The sequence below is a fragment of the Microbulbifer sp. ABF4_107 genome (assembly GCF_056312215.1).
Genome location: NZ_CM149983.1, coordinates 1,568,995 through 1,590,289, shown reverse-complemented (window position 1 = coordinate 1,590,289; position 21,295 = coordinate 1,568,995). Strand labels below are relative to the sequence as shown.

17 protein-coding genes are annotated in these 21,295 nt (G+C 54.9%); 13 read left to right on the top strand and 4 right to left on the bottom strand.

Annotated features, from left to right (window positions below; genetic code table 11):
* Nucleotides 1-469 precede the first annotated feature (469 nt).
* The 4 genes from ACYX4K_RS06500 (at nt 470) to ACYX4K_RS06485 (ending at nt 4,547) form a co-directional block, all read left to right on the top strand.
* Complete coding sequence (locus ACYX4K_RS06500) at nt 470-916, top strand: helix-turn-helix domain-containing protein (RefSeq protein ID WP_475092934.1); 447 nt, start codon at nt 470-472, stop codon at nt 914-916.
* Nucleotides 917-1,048: 132 nt separating this feature from the next.
* Nucleotides 1,049-1,381, top strand: coding sequence for a preprotein translocase subunit YajC (gene yajC, locus ACYX4K_RS06495; RefSeq protein WP_475092935.1), 333 nt, complete (start codon nt 1,049-1,051; stop codon nt 1,379-1,381).
* Between the two features lie 121 nt (nt 1,382-1,502).
* The gene (locus ACYX4K_RS06490; protein WP_475093946.1) at nt 1,503-2,570 is read left to right on the top strand and encodes a D-cysteine desulfhydrase family protein; all 1,068 of its coding nucleotides are present in this window, start codon (nt 1,503-1,505) and stop codon (nt 2,568-2,570) included.
* A gap of 318 nt (nt 2,571-2,888) precedes the next feature.
* A complete protein-coding gene (locus ACYX4K_RS06485; RefSeq protein ID WP_475092936.1) occupies nt 2,889-4,547 on the top strand; it encodes an alanine/glycine:cation symporter family protein in 1,659 nt (552 codons plus the stop codon).
* Nucleotides 4,548-4,621: 74 nt separating this feature from the next.
* Here the strand turns inward: ACYX4K_RS06485 and ACYX4K_RS06480 are convergent, their stop codons facing one another.
* Nucleotides 4,622-5,956, bottom strand: coding sequence for a glutamine synthetase family protein (locus tag ACYX4K_RS06480; protein WP_475092937.1), 1,335 nt, complete (start codon nt 5,954-5,956; stop codon nt 4,622-4,624).
* A 208-nt stretch (nt 5,957-6,164) separates the two neighbouring features.
* Here ACYX4K_RS06480 and ACYX4K_RS06475 point away from each other — a divergent pair, with 208 nt between their 5' ends.
* The 4 genes from ACYX4K_RS06475 to cysB all read left to right on the top strand — a co-directional run bounded on the left by ACYX4K_RS06475 (nt 6,165) and on the right by cysB (nt 10,445).
* Nucleotides 6,165-7,472, top strand: coding sequence for an NAD(P)/FAD-dependent oxidoreductase (locus ACYX4K_RS06475; protein ID WP_475092938.1), 1,308 nt, complete (start codon nt 6,165-6,167; stop codon nt 7,470-7,472).
* Between the two features lie 152 nt (nt 7,473-7,624).
* A complete protein-coding gene (locus ACYX4K_RS06470) occupies nt 7,625-8,305 on the top strand; it encodes a TetR/AcrR family transcriptional regulator (RefSeq protein ID WP_475092939.1) in 681 nt (226 codons plus the stop codon).
* A gap of 10 nt (nt 8,306-8,315) precedes the next feature.
* Nucleotides 8,316-9,221, top strand: a complete 906-nt coding sequence (locus tag ACYX4K_RS06465) for a 5'-nucleotidase (protein ID WP_475092940.1) — start codon at nt 8,316-8,318, stop codon at nt 9,219-9,221.
* Between the two features lie 249 nt (nt 9,222-9,470).
* Complete coding sequence (gene cysB, locus ACYX4K_RS06460; protein ID WP_475092941.1) at nt 9,471-10,445, top strand: HTH-type transcriptional regulator CysB; 975 nt, start codon at nt 9,471-9,473, stop codon at nt 10,443-10,445.
* 154 nt (nt 10,446-10,599) lie between these two features.
* On the opposite strand, the gene ACYX4K_RS06455 is transcribed toward cysB, so the two are convergent.
* The 3 genes from ACYX4K_RS06455 to ppsR all read right to left on the bottom strand — a co-directional run bounded on the left by ACYX4K_RS06455 (nt 10,600) and on the right by ppsR (nt 13,428).
* A complete protein-coding gene (locus ACYX4K_RS06455; protein WP_475092942.1) occupies nt 10,600-10,875 on the bottom strand; it encodes a hypothetical protein in 276 nt (91 codons plus the stop codon).
* A 176-nt stretch (nt 10,876-11,051) separates the two neighbouring features.
* Nucleotides 11,052-12,386 carry an aminodeoxychorismate synthase component I gene (pabB, locus tag ACYX4K_RS06450; RefSeq protein WP_475092943.1) on the bottom strand — a complete coding sequence of 445 codons (1,335 nt, stop codon included), beginning with the start codon at nt 12,384-12,386 and terminating at the stop codon, nt 11,052-11,054.
* A 172-nt stretch (nt 12,387-12,558) separates the two neighbouring features.
* Nucleotides 12,559-13,428, bottom strand: a complete 870-nt coding sequence (gene ppsR / locus ACYX4K_RS06445) for a posphoenolpyruvate synthetase regulatory kinase/phosphorylase PpsR (protein WP_475092944.1) — start codon at nt 13,426-13,428, stop codon at nt 12,559-12,561.
* Between the two features lie 289 nt (nt 13,429-13,717).
* Between ppsR and ppsA the strand changes: the two genes are divergently transcribed.
* The 5 genes from ppsA (at nt 13,718) to ACYX4K_RS06420 (ending at nt 21,283) form a co-directional block, all read left to right on the top strand.
* Entirely contained in the window at nt 13,718-16,093 is a 2,376-nt protein-coding gene (gene ppsA, locus ACYX4K_RS06440; protein WP_475092945.1) for a phosphoenolpyruvate synthase, read from the top strand.
* 476 nt (nt 16,094-16,569) lie between these two features.
* Nucleotides 16,570-17,271, top strand: coding sequence for a L,D-transpeptidase (locus tag ACYX4K_RS06435; RefSeq protein ID WP_476178792.1), 702 nt, complete (start codon nt 16,570-16,572; stop codon nt 17,269-17,271).
* Nucleotides 17,272-17,529: 258 nt separating this feature from the next.
* Entirely contained in the window at nt 17,530-18,018 is a 489-nt protein-coding gene (gene rraA / locus ACYX4K_RS06430; RefSeq protein ID WP_475092947.1) for a ribonuclease E activity regulator RraA, read from the top strand.
* 1 nt (nt 18,019) lies between these two features.
* The gene (locus ACYX4K_RS06425) at nt 18,020-18,862 is read left to right on the top strand and encodes an EamA family transporter (protein ID WP_475092948.1); all 843 of its coding nucleotides are present in this window, start codon (nt 18,020-18,022) and stop codon (nt 18,860-18,862) included.
* 189 nt (nt 18,863-19,051) lie between these two features.
* Nucleotides 19,052-21,283, top strand: a complete 2,232-nt coding sequence (locus ACYX4K_RS06420; RefSeq protein WP_475092949.1) for an acyl-CoA dehydrogenase — start codon at nt 19,052-19,054, stop codon at nt 21,281-21,283.
* Nucleotides 21,284-21,295: the final 12 nt, after the last annotated feature.

The window sequence follows — 21,295 nt, the reverse complement described above, 5'->3', positions numbered from 1 at the left end:
GGCAAGGGGGGAGGGCCGCAGCTCGACCGCCCGGTATATTTTGCTCCACACCATATCTAACCTCTATCTAGCCCCCGGGAGCCGTCGGTTAGCCCTAAATGGTCACTTGCGGCTCAACAATCCCGGTGGCGGCCCTCTCTTTTTGTGCGGGGCTTAAAAAAAATTACTTGTCGTCCCTTGCATTATCCTCATATGGTCTATACTGGCTTGTGTAAAGGAGCGCCGCTCAACCGTCTGGCCCAGAGCGATTGGGTGTGGTGCGAGGAAGTAGTACAAAAAACGTTCACTCTGGGTAGGCTTCGATCGCCTGTTTTCAGGTGCGCCCCGCACCCAGGTAGTAGTCAGTCATTGTTGAATTTGTAATCGCAATTCAAGTCGGCAATGTCACTGGCGGTGGTAATTAGGGACTCGCAGGAAGCGGGCGTAGAACAATAACCGCGGCTCAAGGAACCCATCAAGGAGCAGCTCCATGAATCATATTCAGCCAGACCCGGCTTCGCTCTCAGAAGACAAACCTCTGCAACAGGCCAGACTGTCCGGAGATCCGAACATTCTTGACCAGTTGCTGGCACCACCGGAAGCCACCAGCTTCGGTATTGCCGCTCGAGTCATCGACGTGCTGGAACAACGGATTGGAAAGGCATCTCTGGCAATTCGCCCGGTAGCATCTGACCTCAGTATGTCTACCCGGACCCTGCAGCGCCGTTTGCAGGAGCATAATCTGAGTTTTGCCTCTCTGCGCGATCACGTTCGTTTCCGCCACGCTGTACACTTCCTGAAAGACACAGCGCTGAGCGTCGATGGCATTTCCCGTATTCTCGACTTCTCTGACAGAACCAGTTTCACCAGTGCTTTTAAGCGCTGGACCGGCATGTCCCCAACCGGGTATCGCCGTCAGGTTCGCCAACGTTTTTAAGAAGTCGCTCAAGACCCCTCGCATCACGTAGTCCAGTGTACCGGTTAGCGCCGGTGCTCTGGATTGCCTCATTTTGTCAAAGCCGTTAGAGTTGGCCCCAGAATTTTGACTGACTCTATCGAGGTTTAGACCATGGATTTCTTTATTCCTGCCGCAATGGCACAAGAGGCTGCTCCGGCTCCTCAGGGCAACCCACTGATCACCCTGCTAATGTTTGGTGGTCTGTTTGTGTTCATGTGGCTGTTTATCATCCGCCCTCAGCGCAAGCGCCAGAAAGAGCACCAGGAACTGGTGGGCGCTCTTAAGAAGGGCGACGAGGTAGTAATGACCAGCGGCATGCTGGGCCGGGTTGAAAAGGTGGACGACGATTACCTGATTCTGGAAGTGGCTGACAACATGCAGCTCAAGTTTCAGAAAGTTGCCGTACACGCGGTTCTGCCAAAGGGCACCATCAAGAATATCTGAAGTTGATTGTCCGGCTGTGATGCTATGTGCACCACTGCGGAATGCTCAATCAGGCTTCGAAAACCCGGCAAAAGCCGGGTTTTTTTTGGCCTGAATATCCATTTCACCACCCTGGAGCCCGATTGTGAGTATCCAATACCCGCCAAAACTCCCATTGGCGAACCTGCCCACACCGCTACAGCCTCTCGACAAGATAACTGCGAAATTTTCAGCCCCGTTTGGTGGCCCAAGGATTTGGGTGAAGCGAGATGACCTGACGGAAAGTGCGATGTCCGGTAATAAGCTGCGCAAACTGGAGTTCATCATTGCCGAGGCCAGGGCCAGCGGCTGCGATACTCTCATTACCTGCGGAGGCGAGCAGTCCAACCACTGTCGGGCAACGGCGCTTGCTGCTGCAAAGTGCGGGCTAAAGGCGCATTTACTGTTACGTCAAAGCCGACAAGTGGATACGTCCGGCGCTGTTCCAGATGGGAATCTGTTGGTGGATTACCTTGCGGGTGCGCGAGTATCCCGCTACCCGCTTAAAGAATACCTTTCACGGTTATCCGAATTGTTCGACGAATGGTCGGATTGGTACGCAGATCAGGGACGAAAAGCGCTTTGTATTCCAACCGGCGGAAGTGATGGGCTTGGAATCTGGGGGTATATCGCCGGCGCAGAAGAGGTGATCGACGATTGCCGCCAGCACGGCTTTACGCCGGATCATATCGTATGTGCGACTGGCAGTGGGGGCACGCAGTCCGGTTTGATACTGGGGTGCCAATTACTCGGTGTACCATCAAAGGTGACGGGCTATGCGGTTTGTGATGATGCTGCGTATTTTATCGACAAGGTGAGGAAGGATATTGCGGACTGGGCCGGTCGCTATCCGGCAGCGGCAAACGGATTCGAGCTGAATATGGAGAGCGTCCACGTCGTGGATGATTACATCGGTCCGGGCTACGGCGTTGCCACCGATGAGGTTTTCGAAACCATTGCCTTGCTCGCGCAACAGGAAGGGTTGCTGTTGGATCCGGTATATACCGGCAAGGCTTTCCATGGTTTGCTGAAAGACATTGAGATCGGTCGCTATCGCCAAAGTAAAGAGCTGGTCTTCGTTCATACCGGCGGGCAATTCGGTATTTTTCCGCAACGCGACGGTTTTAAAAGCAGTTGGGCTGAAAAACAAACAGGTGAACCGGATCTTTGAACCAATAACGCAAGGAACAATGTCTTGGGCGGTGCCACTACATGTTCTGTTCCGCGACAGAATTCTCTGATTTAGCGAAATATTTGGTGATAAATCGATTTTTTGGCAGAAAACAGGACTATGCTGCTGATGATTGGCGGATTACTGTTCTCAATTTGCTGAAGCTGCTACTCTGGCCGGCAACGTCAGGGGCTGTCGGGCGATAAAAAGCGGCGGATCACCCGCGAGAACGCCATCGAAAGACTGTCCGAAATCGTTTTGCGCGCTGCGCGCAAGCCTGACGATTTTTCAATCAAAATAAGAGCTGTGGGGGTTGAGTTGGAATCATTCAATCAATTGTTGTTAACCCTGGATGGTTTGCTGGGCTCAGCAGCCTGGTTTCCCTGGGTACTTTTAGGGGTCGGTTTTTTCTTCACGCTGTATCTGGGCTTTCCGCAGATTCGCTATTTTGGCCACGCGATCAAGATCGTGCGGGGCAAATACGATAAGCCTGGCGACCCCGGTGATACCTCTCATTTCCAGGCACTATCCACTGCGCTTTCCGGCACGGTAGGTACTGGTAATATCGGTGGTGTTGGCCTTGCTATTTTCCTCGGTGGTCCTGCAGCCCTGTTTTGGATGTGGGTTACAGCTTTCCTCGGTATGACCACAAAGTTTGTCGAGGTAACCCTCTCCCACAAATACCGTATTAAAGCCGCGGATGGTTTTTATGCGGGTGGCCCCATGTTTTACATGGAGCGCCGCCTGAACATGAAATGGCTAGCGGTGATTTTTGCGATCGCTACCGTAATCAGCTCTTTCGGCACGGGTAGCCTGCCGCAGGTCAATAATATTGCCCAGGCCATGTACGACACTTTCGGGCTGAGCAAGATGCTTACCGGTGGGGTACTGGCAATTTTGCTGGGCCTGGTGATCATCGGCGGTATCACTCGTATCGCGAAAGTCACGTCCACGATCGTACCGGTAATGGCCGTTCTTTACATCGTGGGTGCACTGGCGGTCATTCTCTACAATTACCAGAACATCATTCCTTCGTTTAGTGCGGTCTTCGCCGGTGCCTTCAATGGTAGTGCGGCCATGGGCGGCTTCCTGGGAGCGAGTTTCGCATATGCGTTTAACCGTGGCGTGAACCGCGGTCTCTTCTCAAACGAAGCGGGTCAGGGCTCCGCGCCCATTGCACACGCCGCGGCACGGGCGGACGAGCCGGTGTCCGAGGGCATGGTTTCACTGCTGGAACCATTCATCGACACCCTTATTATTTGTACGCTTACTGGTCTGGTTATTCTGTCTTCTGGTGTTTGGACCGAGAAGCACATGAACCGCTTTGAGCGTGCCGATATGATGGTGGTGGCAGGAACCTACACCGACAAGGATGAGGCGGATGTGAAACAGCTGTTCGGTTTCCTCAGTAACCAGAGCAGCGAAGTGAAACCCTATACCGGCACTATTGTGGTGGCAGACGGCCTGCCGCTCAATAAAGACGAATTCACGGTTCTGAATTCCCGCTCTGTTGCGGAAGATGTGGAATTCCGGGTGGCGGGAGACAACTTCTCGGGTGTTTTAAATGTCAACAGTGGCCGTCTGGTAAATCCGAATGTTGATGTGTGGGGTAACTCCCTGTTGCATTCGGTGGCACTGACAAACCGGGCCTTCCAGAAAGGCTTCTTTGGTGAGTACGGCAGCTACATCGTTACGCTTGGCATTTTGCTGTTTGCTTTTTCGACAGCGATTGCCTGGTCGTACTACGGCGACCGTTCGATGATTTACCTGTTCGGCCCCAAGGCAGTGATGCCGTACAGGCTGGTTTATGTTGTGGCTTTTTTCTGGGCCGCTATTGAGGACACCACCGTAATCTGGAACCTCTCCGCGGTAGCAATCGTGCTGATGACATTGCCCAATTTATTTGGCATATCCATTCTTGCGCGAGAAATGAAAGATACCGTGAAGGATTACTGGAAGGATCCGAACCACAAATAGTGTGAGGGACACTCCAGCAAAATAAAAAACCCGGCATCTGCCGGGTTTTTTATTGCGGGCAACGCGTAGCTTAATCACACGTTCAATAGCAGGTATTCGCGCTCCCACGAGCTGATTACTCGGTTGAACTCCTCGTACTCATCCCGCTTGATCGCGGCCCAGGCGCGCACAAAAGTGTCGCCAAACATTTCAATGGCTTCCGAACATTCCGCCAGTAGGCTGAGGGCATGCTCCTGGGTGCGGGGCAGAGCGATAGGCTCCGACGAACAATCTCCCTTGTATGGCTTGCTCGGCTCAACCTTGTTCATCATGCCCAGATAGCCGCAGGCCAGTGAAGTCGCTATCGCCAGGTAGGGATTGCAATCTGCACCCGGGAAGCGGTTTTCCAGGCGCTTTGCCTGTGCCGAGCTGTCTGGCACCCGCAATCCGGTGGTGCGGTTGTCATAGCCCCAGTGCAGACTCGTGGGTGCGGCCATCTCTGGAGTGAAGCGACGATAGGAGTTAACGTTCGGAGCGAAGAAGGTAATAAACCCGGGGGTGTATTTCTGCATACCGCCGATAAAGTGCATAAATCGCTCGTTCTCTGAGCCGTCTTCATTTACAAAAATGTTTTTACCGGTTTTTGCGTCGATGATGCTCTGGTGCAAATGCAGGGCACTTCCAGGTTCATCCTCCATGGGCTTTGCCATAAAGGTGGCATAGATTCCGTGGCGCAGTGCGGTTTCTCGTACGGTGCGCTTGAACGTAAACACCTGGTCTGCGAGCTTGAGTGGATCACCGTGCAAAAAATTGATTTCCATTTGCGCGGTGCCTGATTCGTGAATCAGTGTATCCACGTCGAGCCCCTGGGCTTCACAGAAGTCGTACATGTCCTCGATGATGGGCTCGTATTCGTTTGCCGCGTCAATGCTGTAGGATTGACGTGTTTTTTCGGTCCGGCCTGAGCGCCCTACGGGAGCAGACAGCTTTTCATCCGGGTCCAGGTTGCGTTTTACCAGATAGAACTCTACTTCCGGAGCTACGACGGGCTGCCAGCCCTGTTCCGCGTACTTGTCCAGTACAAACTTGAGAATATTGCGAGTGCTGATGGGGTGGGGCTTGCCATCTCGGGTGTAGCAGTCGTGAATGATCTGCGCGGTAGGCTCGTTGGCCCAGGGGTTCAGCCGAATGGAATCCGGGTCGGGCACCAGCAACATGTCGGTATCTGCCGGGTCCACCAGTTCGTTGTGTTCATCGACATAATCACCGGTTACCGTCTGTACCAGGATGCTTTCTGGCAGGCGGCTGTCTTCGGTGAGGAATTTGTCCGTCGGGGTGAATTTGCCCCGCGCATTGCCGGACATGTCCGGTACCAGGCACTCGACTTCGGAAATCGAATGTTCCGCGAGCCACTGGGTTATCTTGTCCATGTTGCACCTTGTGATTGGAAGGCTTGTATTTGAATATCTTGCCAACGTCGCCAAACAGTAGTTTAAAACTTCACGGGCGTCGAAGAGCGATTTTCAGCGAACCGCATACATTTCGTCCTAGCTTTGATTATGGCAAGAAACCGAATTATCATTCAATAAATACCGAATAATGATTCGGCTTTTAGCGGGTATGAATTTGGAGTTTTTGATGTCTGTTGGCGCAAACGAATCACAACTGCTCGGTCACACCGATTCTTACTATGCCGCCAGTGCGAATTCCGCGCCAGAGTATTCCCCGCTTGAAGGGACCATAGAAGCTGATGTGTGCATTATTGGTGCAGGCTATACCGGTTTGTCTACGGCACTGCATCTGGCTGAGCGTAGTTTCGAGGTCGTCGTACTGGAAGCGGAGCGCGTAGGTTGGGGCGCTTCAGGGCGCAATGGGGGCCATGTGGGTGTTGGTCAGCGCAAAGGTCAGGAAGATCTTGAGAAAATGCTCGGCCTCGATACCGCTAAAGTGTTGTGGGATCTGGGGCTCGAAGCCGTGCAGCTTGTAGAACAGCTGATCGAAAAACACACTATCCGGTGTGATCTCAAGCGTGGAATCATGCACCTGGCGGCCAAGCCGAGCCACAACGCCGGCCTCAAGGACGAGGTTGAGCTGCTCAATCAGAGGTATGGCTATACGGACATCCGCTACGCAAGCCGTGAAGAGGTGAGTGGGCTCGTTGGCTCGGATCGCTTTTACGGTGGGCAGATCGACTCGGGTTCGTTGCACCTGCATCCACTCAATTATGCACTCGGCCTTGCCGATGCTGCCCGGTCTGCAGGTGTCCAGTTTTACGAGCACAGCCGGGTAACCGGATATACCGGTGGCAATCCATGTGTCGTAAATACCGATGGTGGGCGAGTGAAGGCGAAGAATGTCGTGCTTGCCTGCAACGGTTATCTTGGCAACCTGGAGCCGAGAATGGCGGGGCGTATTATGCCCATTAATAATTTTGTGCTGGCAACCGAGCCTCTGGACGACAAACTGGCACGGGAATTGATCGCGAACGACTACGCGCTTCAGGACACGCTGTTTGTGATCAACTACTGGAAGCTGTCCGGCGATAACCGCCTCGTATTTGGTGGTGGAGAAAATTACTCTTCGCGCTTTCCGCGGGATATTCGAGGTTTTGTCCGCAAGTACATGCTCGAGGTGTATCCGCAACTGGCGGATACGCGGGTGGAATATGGTTGGGGGGGGACCCTCGCAATCACAATGAATCGAATGCCCAGTATCGGGAGACTGGAACCCAATGTGTATTACAGCCACGGATATTCCGGGCACGGTATTCCGACGGCTACATTTGCAGGAAAAGTCGTTGCGGAAGTTATTGCCGGAACCGAGGAAAGGTTCGATATATTGTCACGCATCCCGACGCCGCGCTTTCCTGGCGGAACCTTGTTACGTTGGCCTGGCCTGGTAGCGGGAATGCTCTATTACAGCGTATTGGACAAGCTGGGCCGATAGGGATCCTGGAAATCTGCAGTTTGCGCCTGAACTTCCTGGTGCCAGCGCACTGACCTGTCCACGCCCATGGGCTCCCTGCGCTGACGGCCATTTTTAATGAGCCGTTGCGCCAATTGTGTTACAAAGGAATTTCATCAGTAGGGAAGACGGAAGTGTCGAGCGCAGAACAGAATCGCCGCAGAAACCAGTTGTCGCCGCGACGAGAGCCGGTGCAGGCACGGGCCCGGGAGCGTACCCGTCAGATCCTGGAAACCACCGGACAACTCCTCGAACGCGTGGGGCTGAATGACCTCACTACCATTTTGATCGCCAAAGAGCTCGATGTATCTGTCGGGTCGGTGTATCACTATTTCCCGAACAAGCACGCCATCCTCTATGCGATGGGCGAACAGTGGCTGGCAAGCCTGACGGAGCGCCTGGATGAGCTCGCTGCCAGTGAGCTGGAGCAGCTCAGCCTGCGGGCATTTCTCGATGATCTGCTCACCCGATGGGTCTCCGTCTATCGCGAACAGCGGGGCTTGTTGCCGCTTGTTCAGGCGATGTGGGGTGTACCGGAACTTCATGAGCTGGATGAGCGTCACGATGAACTTGTCATTACTCACTTGATGGACATGTTCCGCCGCCTCGGATTTACCTGCCCGCCCAATGAGACCAATCGTCTCGCTCGTGCCACGCTTGAGACCTGCCACGCGATGTTGCTGGTGGTTGTCAATCAGGTGGGGGTTCGTTCCGAGCGTACCCGGGAAGACCTGCTCAATATGTTGATGGTGCTCCTGGAGCCCCACCGAAATGATGAATCCCCCTCTGGACTGGACGACATAGAGGCACCCTGAGGTTGCTTGCATGGCTATCACGAAACCCAATAAGCTCATCATCGCCATTTCCTCGCGTGCCCTGTTTGACTTGCGAGAGAGCCACCAGATTTTTGAAGAGCAGGGCGTCGACGCATTTTCCTCCTATCAGATTGAGCGGGAAAACGACATCCTGCCCAGGGGCGAAGCCTTTTCCCTGGTGGAGAAATTTCTGCAGATCAACGAGCGCCTGCCCGGCGATCCACGGGTAGAGGTGATCCTTCTTTCGCGCAACAGCGCAGATACCGGCCTGCGGGTATTCAACTCGATTGAGCACTACGGCCTGAGCATCAGCCGCGCGGCGTTTTGTAATGGCGGAAGCCCGTACCGGTATATCGCACCCTTCGGGTGCCATCTTTTTCTGTCCACCGATGGTGAGGACGTGCGCCGTGCACTGGAGCAGGGTATTGCTGCCGCGACCCTGATCCCGGGTGGCGCACGCCAGCGCGGGGATGAAGTGCTGCGCTTTGCTTTTGATGGAGATGCAGTGTTGTTTTCAGATGAGGCAGAGCAAATCTTCAAGCGGGATGGTCTGGCAGCGTTTGCCAGTGCCGAGCGTGCCTCGGCCAAACAGCCGCTGCAGGGCGGGCCGTTCAAAGGGTTCCTTGAGGCCCTGCAACATTTGCAGGGAGAGTTCTCCCCGGAAAACTGCCCAATCCGCACGGCCCTGGTTACCGCCCGATCTGCACCCGCCCACGAGCGGGTGATTCGTACTCTACGGGCCTGGAATATCCGTATCGATGAGTCGATGTTCCTGGGTGGATTGCCCAAAGGCGAATTCCTGCGCGCGTTCGGCGCCGATGTATTTTTCGATGACCAGCCCACCCACTGCGCCTCTGCCGCCGCCCACGTCGCTACCGGTCATGTCCCACACGGCATCGCTAACCAGAGCAAGTAGGGTGCTACGGACGGAAGATATTCCCGCCATTTTGCGAAATGTGGCACATATCTCACCAGTATGAGTCACTTTTCGTAACCATTTGCTCGCATTTTCCGTGCTCTTATCACGATCTGTTGGCTCGCTGTAACTTTCGCTGCTATGCTTTTCCCGCATAAAGTCGCAGAGTTTTTATAACCAATCGCTGGCGCAAAAATAATCACACTGGTTATTTTTCAAGAAACAGCCAGCTATCGACAGGGAGAGGCTATGAAGCTGCAGCAGTTGCGATATATCTGGGAAGTTGCCCACCACGACCTCAATGTGTCGGCCACCGCACAAAGCCTGTTTACCTCGCAGCCGGGGATCAGCAAGCAGATCCGCCTGCTGGAAGATGAACTGGGCGTAGAAATTTTTGCCCGAAGCGGCAAACACCTGACCCGCGTGACACCGGCAGGGGAAGCCATCCTCAAAACCGCCGGCGAAATCATGCGCAAGGTGGAGAACATCAAGCAGGTGGCACAGGAGTTCAGCAACGACAAGCGCGGAAGCCTCGCTATTGCTACCACGCACACCCAGGCCCGGTATGCTCTGCCGGCGGTAATCAAGGGCTTTATTGCCCGCTATCCAGAAGTCTCGCTGCATATGCATCAGGGCACCCCGATGCAGATCTCGGAGATGGCCGCCGACGGCACCGCAGATTTCGCTATTGCCACTGAAGCGCTGGAGCTGTTCAGTGATCTGGTCATGATGCCGGTATACCGCTGGAATCGCTGCATCCTCGTGCCAAAGGGCCACGAGCTTGCACAGCTCTCCAAACTCACTCTGGAAGATGTCGCGAAGTACCCGATCGTTACTTACGTGTTCGGTTTTACCGGGCGTTCAAAACTGGACGAGGCTTTCCTTGAAAAAGGGCTGTCTCCGAAAGTGGTATTCACCGCGGCAGATGCGGACGTGATCAAGACTTATGTGCGTCTTGGCTTGGGTATTGGAATCGTTGCGGATATGGCCGCGGTGGAAGATGAAGACAGTGATCTGGTGGCATTGGATGCGAGTGAGCTATTTGAATCCAGCGTAACCAAAATTGGTTTCCGGAAGGGAATTTTCCTGCGCGGCTTTATGTACGAGTTTATCCAGCAGTTTGCTCCGCATCTTACCCGCGAGTTGATCGATCAGGCTGCTCAGGCATCATCCCGCGCGGAAGTGGATGAGCTCTTTTCTCATATAGATCTGCCGGTGTATTGATTCGCAATAATTGATGCGAAGGTGGCGGTGCCGGGTGCTCCCTTGTGAGACCTTCTAAAACAGGGATGTTTTAGAAGAGCCCCCAGGGATGGGTTTACGGCGTGTCTCAAAAGGGAGCACCCGGTAGCGCCACCGCCACCGGATTACACAAGAACTACAGGTTCTTGAGTACTTCCTTGGCAAACTTGAAGTACACGGTGTAAACCTCCGGTTCTTTGCCTTCTTCCTCTACGACAAAAAACGGCGCGCGCTGGACGTTCAGGCGCTGTGCCAGCTGCATACCCGGGCTCTCCGGATCGCGTTCGTCGGCAATCAACGTCTCATCCAGATATTTTTCCTGATCGTTTTCCTTCAGTTTTTCCTCGACATCCCGACATTTTCCACACGGGGAACCATCAGCAAGGATTTTCTTTACCAGAGTAATTCGCATTGAATACAGCCTTATGATTCAGGCCACCGCCGAGCTTGCATTGAGAGCGGTTGATATTGGGGGCCTGTTATTGTGATACCAGTGATTGGCGCGGAATCTAGCAAGGATGTTGGTGGCAGGGAAATACCGAAGGGCGATAGGGATATAACTGGTGACTTCGCCAGCGGAGCGGGCGCTCAGGACAGCCGGGTTTCCAGCGTATCCAGCAGAATACGTACCTTTTCAAGGCACTCGGCATGCTCTGCCGAAGGATTGGAGTCCGCAACAATTCCGCCACCGGCAGCACAACTGATTTCACCATTGCTTGCGGTCAATGTGCGAATGGCAATGTTGGTATCTGCGCGGCCGCAGCTGCTCAGATAGCCAATACTTCCGCAGTACACTCCCCGGGGGCTTGGTTCCAGCTCGCGAATGATTTCCATGGCGCGACGCTTGGGAGCGCCGGTAATCGAACCGCCGGGGAAGCAGGCCTGCAGCACTTCCGCATATTCCAGGTCCTCCGGTAACTGGCCGGTAATCGTGCTCACCAGGTGGTGTACATTGGCAAAACTCTGCAATTCAAACAGGTTGGGGACACGCACGGTGCCGCGCTGACAGACTTTCCCGAAATCGTTGCGCAGCAGGTCCACGATCATCAGGTTTTCGGCGCGGTCCTTGGGGCTTGCACGCAGCTGCCGGGCAAGTGCCGCATCCCGTTCCTTGTTGTTGTCCCGGGGTGCGGTGCCTTTAATTGGCTCGGTCTGTAAAAAGCGGCCGTCCTCCAAAATAAAGCGCTCGGGCGACAGGCTGAGTATCTGTCCCCCCGGCAGCGACAGGAAGGCGGAAAATGGACCTGCGGCGACCTCTCGTAACGCCAAGTAAGCGGTCAGCGGGTCTCCGTCGTACGTCGAGAAAAAGCGTTGGGTAAAGTTCGCCTGATAGACGTCGCCCGCGCGGATATATTCAAGAATTCGCTCTATACAGCGGGTGTATTCACTCGCACTGAACTCGTGCTGAAACGGTCCTTTCAGGCGAAATGCATCGAGATTCGCCAGGGGGGTATCCCAGCGAACGCTTGCAAAGCGCTGGCGCAGGTCGCGCTTCTGGCTTTCTGTGCACGCAGGATGGAATACCAGGTGTGTGGCACAGAGCTGATGATCGGTAATGAGCGCCCAGCTGTACAGGCCGAAAAAGCCCGCCGGTAATGGGGTGGGGCGGTGATCCGCCGGTAAAAAGTTTCCTGCAGTTCCCAGTTCATAGCCGGCATAGCCGATGGCGCCGCCACAGAAAGGGATCTGCTGGTCGACTTCCTGCGGCGCGAGTTCGCACATCAGGTCGTCGAGGTCGGCAAAAGGCGTTTTGTCGCTGGAGGCCAATGTCAGGGTTGAGAGGGGGTCCGCACTGAGTATGTCGAAGCGACCGCCGCGGGCGCCCGCCACCCCGGAGTCCAGCCAGACCGGACAGGGCAGATCAGCCAGGGCGGCGAAGGCCACACTGGTATTTCGGGAATAGGGCAGGGAAATAATCTGCAAAACGTCAACCAAACTTCGCGCGGATTGATCACATCAAATCCGACATTGCTATCAGTGCACCCTTTGAGGCGGCGCTACTTTACTCCAAATTGTGACTCTAGCCCAATAGGTGTGGTCACCGGATGAGCGAGCGCGGATAGCTCGGAGTATTCTGTACCGCTATTCAGAAAATCTAGCTGATTCTGCGTTCGATACCCGCCTGGGACATCAGGCGGGTGGCGAGTTCCTCTACCGACAGCTCTGTGGCGTCGAGGAAGGGAATCTGCGCGCGACGCAGCATCTGTTCTACCTGGCGCACTTCAAACTCACACTGTTCCGGTGACGCATAGCGACTGTTTGCGCGACGTTCCTGACGGATGCTCATCAGGCGCCGAGGATCAATGGTCAATCCAAACAGCTTGTGCTGAAAGGGGCGCAGTATTTTGGGCAGGGAAGTGGAATCCATGTCCTCTTCGGTGATCGGGTAGTTTGCCGCGCGCAAGCCAAACTGCAAGGCGAGGTACAGGCAGGTTGGGGTTTTGCCGGAACGGGATACCCCCACCAGGATGATGTCCGCACTCTCGAACTCGCGGGTACGGCGGCCGTCGTCATTATCCATGGCATAGTGCACGGCATCGATGCGGGCGGTGTATCGGCTGTTGTTGGCAATGCCGTGGGACACGCCAACCGAGCGGTTCGGGTTGGTACCAAACAGGTTTGCCAGGGGCGCCAGGTAGCTCTCAAACACATCCAGCATCAACGCAGAACTCTGGTGTAGTTGCCCGCGAATATGATCGGACACAATGCTGGTAATGATGATGGGCTGCAGTCCGGACTCCTCGGCCGCGCGCTCAATGCGCTGCAAAACCAGATTCACCCGTGCTTCCGAGTCGACATAGGGCACCGTAACCTGTTCCACCTGCTGATCGCGAAACTGAGCCAAAAGGCTATGCCCTATACCTTCTACGGTAAGGCCGGTGCCATCAGATATGAAAAACGCTGTGCGTTTCATGGTCTTGTCGCCGGGAGTGGTATTGGCACCAGAATTTATCGGTTGGTTCATAGGGGGTCGCTTATGGATTTGTCGTGGCCGATTTCGATCAGTCTGTTTGAATAAAACAAAGATATCAAAATTTCCGCAAAGCTTTGCGATTGAATGGAATGATTGCGACAGGGTCAGCGCACTGTATGTCCGGGAAAGGTCGACAGGTAGGCTGGATGTAGTCGGGCGACGTTTTTTGTAGAAAAATTACAACAGAAAACGGGCATTTTCGGCGACGTTTGCGGGGTATTATTTACAAAACCCTTCCTTATAATCTGCCGCCAGTACAGAAGTTGCAGAGGGCAATCCATTGACCACCTATACTCTCGAGTTCGCGAAGCTCGGCATGTCGGATGTCGACAAGGTCGGCGGTAAAAACGCATCCCTAGGGGAGATGATTTCCTCCCTTTCCGGTGCAGGGGTTAGCGTACCCGGTGGTTTTGCCACGACTGCGGAAGCTTTCCGGGAGTTCCTGTCTGCAGCCGAGCTGGACAAGCGTATCGCAGAAAGGCTCCAGGGGCTGGATGTAGACGATGTCACTGCCCTGGCTGCAGCCGGCGAAGAGATTCGCCAGTGGCTACTGGATACCCCGTTCCCGGCACAGCTGGAAAAAGAAATCCGCGAGGGCTATGAGTCTCTGGGTGGTGGTGACACTGCGGTTGCAGTGCGCTCCTCTGCCACAGCGGAAGACCTGCCGGATGCCTCGTTTGCCGGCCAGCAGGAAACCTTCCTGAATATTCGCGGCATCGATGCCGTTCTGCAGGCGGTACGTGAAGTATTTGCCTCTCTCTACAACGACCGTGCCATCGCCTACCGGGTACACACCGGATACGCGGACGTCGGTGTTTACCTGTCTGCGGGTATCCAACACATGGTGCGTAGTGAAACCGGTGCCTCAGGTGTGATGTTTACTCTGGATACAGAGAGCGGTTTCCGCGACGTTATCTTTGTCACTGCGGCCTACGGCCTTGGTGAGACGGTCGTGCAGGGCGCCGTGAACCCCGATGAGTTCTATCTGTACAAACCTGCGCTGGAGGCCAAGCGCCCGGCGATTTTACGCCGCAATCGTGGCAGTAAAGCCATCAAAATGATCTACGATGCCAGCGGTGAATGCGGCCGCTCGGTCAAGACCGTCCAGGTCCCCGAAGCGGATCGCTTGCGTTTTGCCCTCAATGATGCGGAGCTTACCGAGCTCGCCAACCAGGCGCGCAAGATTGAGGCGCACTATCAGCGTCCAATGGACATTGAGTGGGCCAAAGACGGCGATTCCGGCAAACTGTTTATCGTACAGGCGCGCCCGGAGACCGTCCGCTCTCGCGATACGGGTACCAGCATCGAACGCTACAAACTGCAGGAACGCGGCGACATTCTCTGCGAGGGACGCGCAATTGGTCAGCGTATCGGCGCAGGTCCTGTCCGTGTATTGGACTCCGTGGAAGATATGGCCAAGATGCAGGACGGCGACGTTCTGGTCACTGACATGACCGACCCGGATTGGGAGCCGGTGCTGAAAAAGGCCAGTGCGATTGTGACCAACCGTGGTGGTCGTACCTGTCACGCGGCAATCATTGCCCGGGAGCTGGGTATTCCGGCGGTTGTAGGATGTGGCGATGCCACTGAAAAACTCTCCACCGGCACCCCGGTCACCGTGTCCTGCGCTGAAGGGGACACCGGCTTTGTCATGTCCGGGCAGCTCGACTTCGAACGATCACTGACCGAAGTCGCAGATATGCCGGATCTGCCGTTCAAAATCATGCTCAATGTCGGCAACCCGGACCGCGCATTCGCCTTTAGCAATCTGCCGAATCAGGGGGTAGGGCTGGCGCGTCTGGAGTTCATCCTGAACCGGATGATCGGGATTCACCCGAAAGCCTTGCTCGAACTGGATCGTCTGCCGCAGGACCTTCAACAGAATATCCGCAACCGGATCGGTGGCTACGCATCTCCGGAAGATTTTATTGTGGAGAAACTGGTGGAAGGCATCTCCACGCTGGCTGCCGCGTTTGCCCCAAATCGCACCATTGTGCGCCTGTCGGACTTCAAGTCCAATGAGTACGCCCACCTGGTGGGCGGGCAGATGTACGAGCCCAGTGAAGAAAACCCGATGCTGGGATTCCGCGGCGCGGCGCGTTACCGCTCTAAGGATTTCCGCCAGTGTTTCGCACTGGAATGCAAAGCACTGAAAAAAGTTCGCGATGAAATGGGGCTCACCAATGTTGAAATCATGGTGCCCTTCGTACGCACGCCGGATGAAGCACGTCAGGTCGTCGAACTGCTTGAACAGAACGGGCTGAAGCGCGGCGAGAATGGCCTCAAGGTCATTATGATGTGCGAATTACCCTCTAACGCTCTGCTGGCGGACGACTTCCTGCAATATTTTGATGGTTTCTCCATTGGCTCCAACGACCTGACGCAGCTAACGCTTGGACTCGACCGAGATTCTGGCCTGGTCGCCGAGCTTTTCGATGAGCGGGACCCGGCGGTGAAAATGCTTCTGTCCCAGGCGATTCGGGCGTGCAAGAAAGCCGGCAAGTACGTCGGTATTTGTGGTCAGGGTCCGTCTGATCACAAGGACTTCGCCCAGTGGCTGATGGATGAAGGGATCGACAGCGTGTCCCTGAATCCGGATACGGCGGTGGACACCTGGTTGTATCTCGCCAATCAGCGCAGTGCGGACGAGGCATAGATACGGGATACGGTGCGAGCGTTGCACTCGGCAATGTCGTACCTTTGCAGCAAAGCGATATCCATTGGCACTTTGCTCTGGGGAAACCCTAAGCAAGATGCCAATCAAGACCCCGACTGGGCGCACTGTAGAGATATTCCCAGGTTACACGGAAAATGCGACCCAAGTGGTCGCATTTTTTTTACCTACAGCTAGGAAATTGTTCCATCGTGGCGTGGACATCTGGCGAAATGAACCGCGCCGAATCACGTTACGCGGCCTTGTGGTCGTGGAGCCGGTAATCTAAGTACATTGCCAGTTCCCATAAAACTCCCGAAACTCCGATGAAATCAATCTAAGCACGTGACATCCGGTCAATAAAATCGAACAGGCTTCCGCTGAGAAAGTCCCGATACAATTTCGTGGCGTTGCGGGAGTTTCGATTGCTGTTATTCAGACAGAAAACCTTCGATTGAAGTACTGACCGAGGTGCCACCATGCTTAGACGTTTCCTGTTCTCTCCCAATGAAGAGCCCTTGACCCGCTCGCAAGCCCGGCAATACGCGCTAGACCATTCCGGGGGGAATGTGGCCGTCCATGCAGGTGTCGCCCAAGCCGCCGCCGAAACAAGTGTGGCCGGAATGCCCCGCCATCTTGCTGCCGCACTGGTGCTGTTTGTCGGCACGCTGCTGGGTGTTCTGTGGCCCAATCTTGCGGCTGCGAGAAGCGGCGGAAACTGGTTCGACGATCAGGCCGCCATGAGTTCGTCCGGAGCCCCCTCCATTCGTATCAACCTGAGTGAACAGAAAGCCTATTTCTACAAGGGTGGAAAACTGGTTGGTGTATCACTGGTGTCATCTGGTAAGCAGGGTTTTCGCACCAGCCCGGGGAAATTCCGAGTACTGGCCAAGCGTCCAAACCACCGTTCCAGTATCTACGGAAGCTACGTTGACCGAAATACGGGCCGAGTCGTGAAAGCAGACGTGGATACCCGCAAGCATCGCCGTCCAGCGGGCACCTATTACCGCGGTGCAAAAATGAATCACTACATTCGATTTAACGGTGGTGTTGGCTTGCATGCATCAGGCCATGTCCCCCGATACCCGGCGTCCCATGGTTGTGTGCGTATGCCTCCACATATGGCTCGCAAGTTTTTCCAATATTCCCGTGTTGGTATGCCAGTCACCGTTAGTTACTGATTTAGCAATCCAATTGGCAGTCCCGCCCCGAGCGATTACCCGTTAACTGAATGGTAATCCTCGGAGATAGAGCGGGCCCGGTTTGCCGGGTGTTATCCATTGTGATGATACCCGGCATTTTTGTATGTGCGATGCAGGTGGAAAGGCGAAGCGCTATCATCGATGACCAGTCGGAAATGAATTAAATCCACCTACATCATTTGAAAATGATCGCGCAATCCGAGCGCGCGATTTCTCGGTACAGCCAAGGAGCCCGCCATGAGCACAAGCCGCATATCCACTCCCGATCTATGTGATGACTACCCTGACCTGGTGCGGGTCGTCGAGCCGATGTTTATAAATTACGGCGGTAGGGAGGCATTCGGCGGCCAAATAGTGACAGTCAAGTGCTTTGAAGATAACTCACTGGTACGTGAACTGGTGGCGGAAGACGGCGCCGGAAAAGTACTGGTGGTGGATGCCGGCGGTTCCATGCGCAGGGCGTGCCTCGGCGACCTGCTGGCGGAGAAAGCCTGTAAAAATGGTTGGGCTGGCATACTCATGTACGGCTGCATTCGCGATGTGGATGCCATTTCTGGACTAGAGTTAGGAGTACAGGCGCTGGGAAGCCACCCAATGAAAACCGATAAAAAGGGCATCGGGGAACGCAATATTGCGGTGACTTTTGGCGGCGTCATCTTTAAACCTGGAGAGTATTTGTACGCCGATAATAACGGTGTGATAGTTTCTCCCCAACTGCTTATGTGATTTGGAAATATCAGAATCTGCTATTTTTGCGCTGGTCCTGCTGTCTGCGCTTGCTCACGCCATATGGAATGCGGTGGTCAAACACAGTGAAGAAGGTTTCCTACAGCTGGCGATGATCCGCAGCGTTGGCCTGCTGGTAGGCGCTGTACTGGCTACACATTTGCCGCTGCCCGGGCAAAAAGCCCTGGGTTTCCTTGTCGGCGGGGCCTTCTTCCAATACCTGTATTTTTTCCTGTTGTCCCGTTCTTACCGGGCGCTCGACTATGGCACGGCTTATCCCATTGCTCGTGGGGTCACGCCACTGATGGTGGCAACGGCCGCGCTCCTGTTTCTGGACGAATCCCTGCAGCCCCTGCAGTTGACGGGCATCCTGCTGGTCACCTGCGGTATTTTCGCGCTTATCATGAAAGAGTTGCGCGTGAGCCGCATGGGGATTCTCTACTCTGTGGGTACCGGTATCGCCATCACCGGCTACACCACGCTCGGCGCAGCGGGAGTGCGCAGCGTCGCCAACCCTCTGAGCTACGTTGCCTGGCTGGAAGTCCTTTCTGGCGGCGGTATCATTCTTGCTGTTCTGTTGACGCGCCCCTTGAAAGGGCTGGCGTTTGCGCGGGCAAACTTTCTGCGCAGTTCGCTGTCCGGTGTACTCGCTACGAGTGGCTTTGGTATCGCCCTTTGGGCAACGTCGATGATGCCGGTGGCCGCGGTTGCTGCCACAAGGGAAGTCAGTATCCTGTTTGCCTCGCTGATTTCAGTGTTTCTTCTGAATGAACGATTTTCACCCCAACGTGTCTTCGCAGCATTGATTATTTTCTGCGGTATTGGCACTCTGGCTCTGGCCTGATATTCACCGATTTCTCCATCGCTATTTCTCCGTACCTATTTCGACATACCAATGTTTGATTGCCTATAGTTGCAAGCAACCGTTGCATGATTAACAGCAGTAGGCAACTCATACCATCACATATCATTTTTGCCGTTCACTGTGCCGCGAGGCCGGGTACGACAATCGAAATTTCGACAAGGATAAGTAATGAGCACCCTGCGCCAGAAGTGGATTACCGCCCCTTTATTGAAGTGGATCAAGAAGGTTCTCCCGCCCATTTCCGATACTGAACGTGAGGCCATGGAAGCCGGAGAAGTGTGGTGGGATGCGCAGCTTCTTTCCGGGAAACCGGATTGGGATCAGCTATTGAAAATGGGGCCGCCAGAACTTACCGATACGGAACAGGCATTTATCGACGGCCCGGTGGAAGAACTCTGCAAGATGGTAGATGACTGGAAAGTGTCCTACGAGGATCACGACATCTCACCGGAGATCTGGGAGTTCCTTAAAAAGAACCGGTTTTTCGGCATCATCATACCGGAAGAATTTGGCGGCCTTGGTTTTTCTCCGAGCGCACACGCACAAATCGTCACCAAAATCTCTACCCGCAGCACGAGTGTGGGGGTCACAGTAATGGTGCCCAATTCGCTGGGGCCGGGTGAACTGTTGATGGCGCACGGAACGGATGAGCAGAAACAGCATTATCTGCCACGCCTGGCGGACGGGCGGGATATTCCCTGTTTTGGCCTCACAAGCCCCGAGGCCGGCTCCGACGCCGCATCGATGGTCGATAGCGGCGTCGTCTGTTACGGCGAGTACAAGGGCGAAAAGACCCTTGGAATGCGGGTGAACTGGCACAAGCGTTATATTACGCTCGGCCCCGTCGCGACCGTTCTCGGGCTGGCATTCAAGCTGTACGACCCGGAGCATATTCTCGGCGAAGAGGAAGAACTGGGCATTACCGTTGCTCTGGTGCCCACTGATACCGACGGCGTGACCATCGGCCAGCGACATCTCCCGGCCATGCAAGCGTTTATGAATGGACCCAATTGGGGGAAAGACGTTTTTATCCCGATGGAGTGGATTATCGGTGGCCAGGAAAATATCGGGCATGGCTGGCACATGCTGATGAGCGCACTGGCCGCTGGCCGGGGTATTTCTCTGCCGTCCCTGTCCACCGGTGGTGCCAAACTCGCAGCGCGGACCACCGGAGCCTATGCCCATATCCGCGAGCAGTTCGGTATTTCCATCGGAAAATTCGAAGGAGTACAGCGTCGCCTGGCGGAAATTGCCGGGATTGCCTATGTACTCGATTCTGCCCACAAGACCACCACTCGCGCACTGGATCAGGGGCGCAAGCCTGCAGTGGTGTCTGCCATCATGAAGGCGCACGCGACCAATGGTCTGCGCCAGGCCATCAACGATGCGATGGATATCCACGCGGGAAAGGCGATTATCGATGGCCCGTCAAATTATCTTGGCAACGTGTATCGAGCGGTTCCCGTTGCCATTACCGTGGAAGGTGCAAACATCCTTACACGGAGCCTAATGATTTTCGGCCAGGGCGCCATTCGCTGCCATCCATACCTGTTGCAGGAAATGGAAGCGGCGACCAACCCGGATGACGCAGCCGGTGTACAGGAGCTGGATGCTCTGTTACCCAAACACTTCCTGTTTCAGCTGAAGACCTTTTGTCGCGCCGTTTTCCACGGCTGGACCGGTGGGCTATTTGCCAGTAGCCCCAAGGGTGTGGGTGATGCGGCAAAGTATTATCGCCAGATGAACCGCTATTCGGCAGTCCTGACGCTGGTCACTGAAATTTCGTTGATGTCACTGGGTGGAGAATTGAAACGCAAGGAAATGATTTCTGCACGGCTGGGTGATGTCCTCAGTGAACTTTATCTTATGAGCTGCGCACTCAAGCGGTTTAATGACGATGGCAGTCCCGAGGACGATCGTCCGCTCCTGGAGTTCGCCATGCGGTCGGGTTTCCACAACATCGAAGTCAGTCTGATCGAGGTGTTTCACAATTTCCCCATACGGTTTGTGGGGCAGCTGATGCATTTTCTTACTATGCCCTGGGGGCACAGTATTCGCTCGGCGTCGGATCGTCAGGCGCGTGCCTGCGCCAATCTGATTATGGAACCCTCGGATACCCGTGATCGCCTTACCAGCGGTGTGTTTCTCGGAAACCCCGGTGACGGCATCGACGTGGTGGAACAGGCGTTTTTGAAGAGTCATGAAACGGCGGCAATACGCGAAAAGATGAAAAAGGGCGGTATTCGTGCCCTTAGTGCGGATGCAGTTGAAGAGGCGCGCTCCAGGGGCCTGATCAGCGACGACGAAGCGTCACAGATTCGATTGACCGCCGAAGCCGTCGACAAGGCCATCCAGGTTGATCACTTTGAGTCCTTAGGTGGACAAACCACAACCGGCTGATGGAGTGAGAGA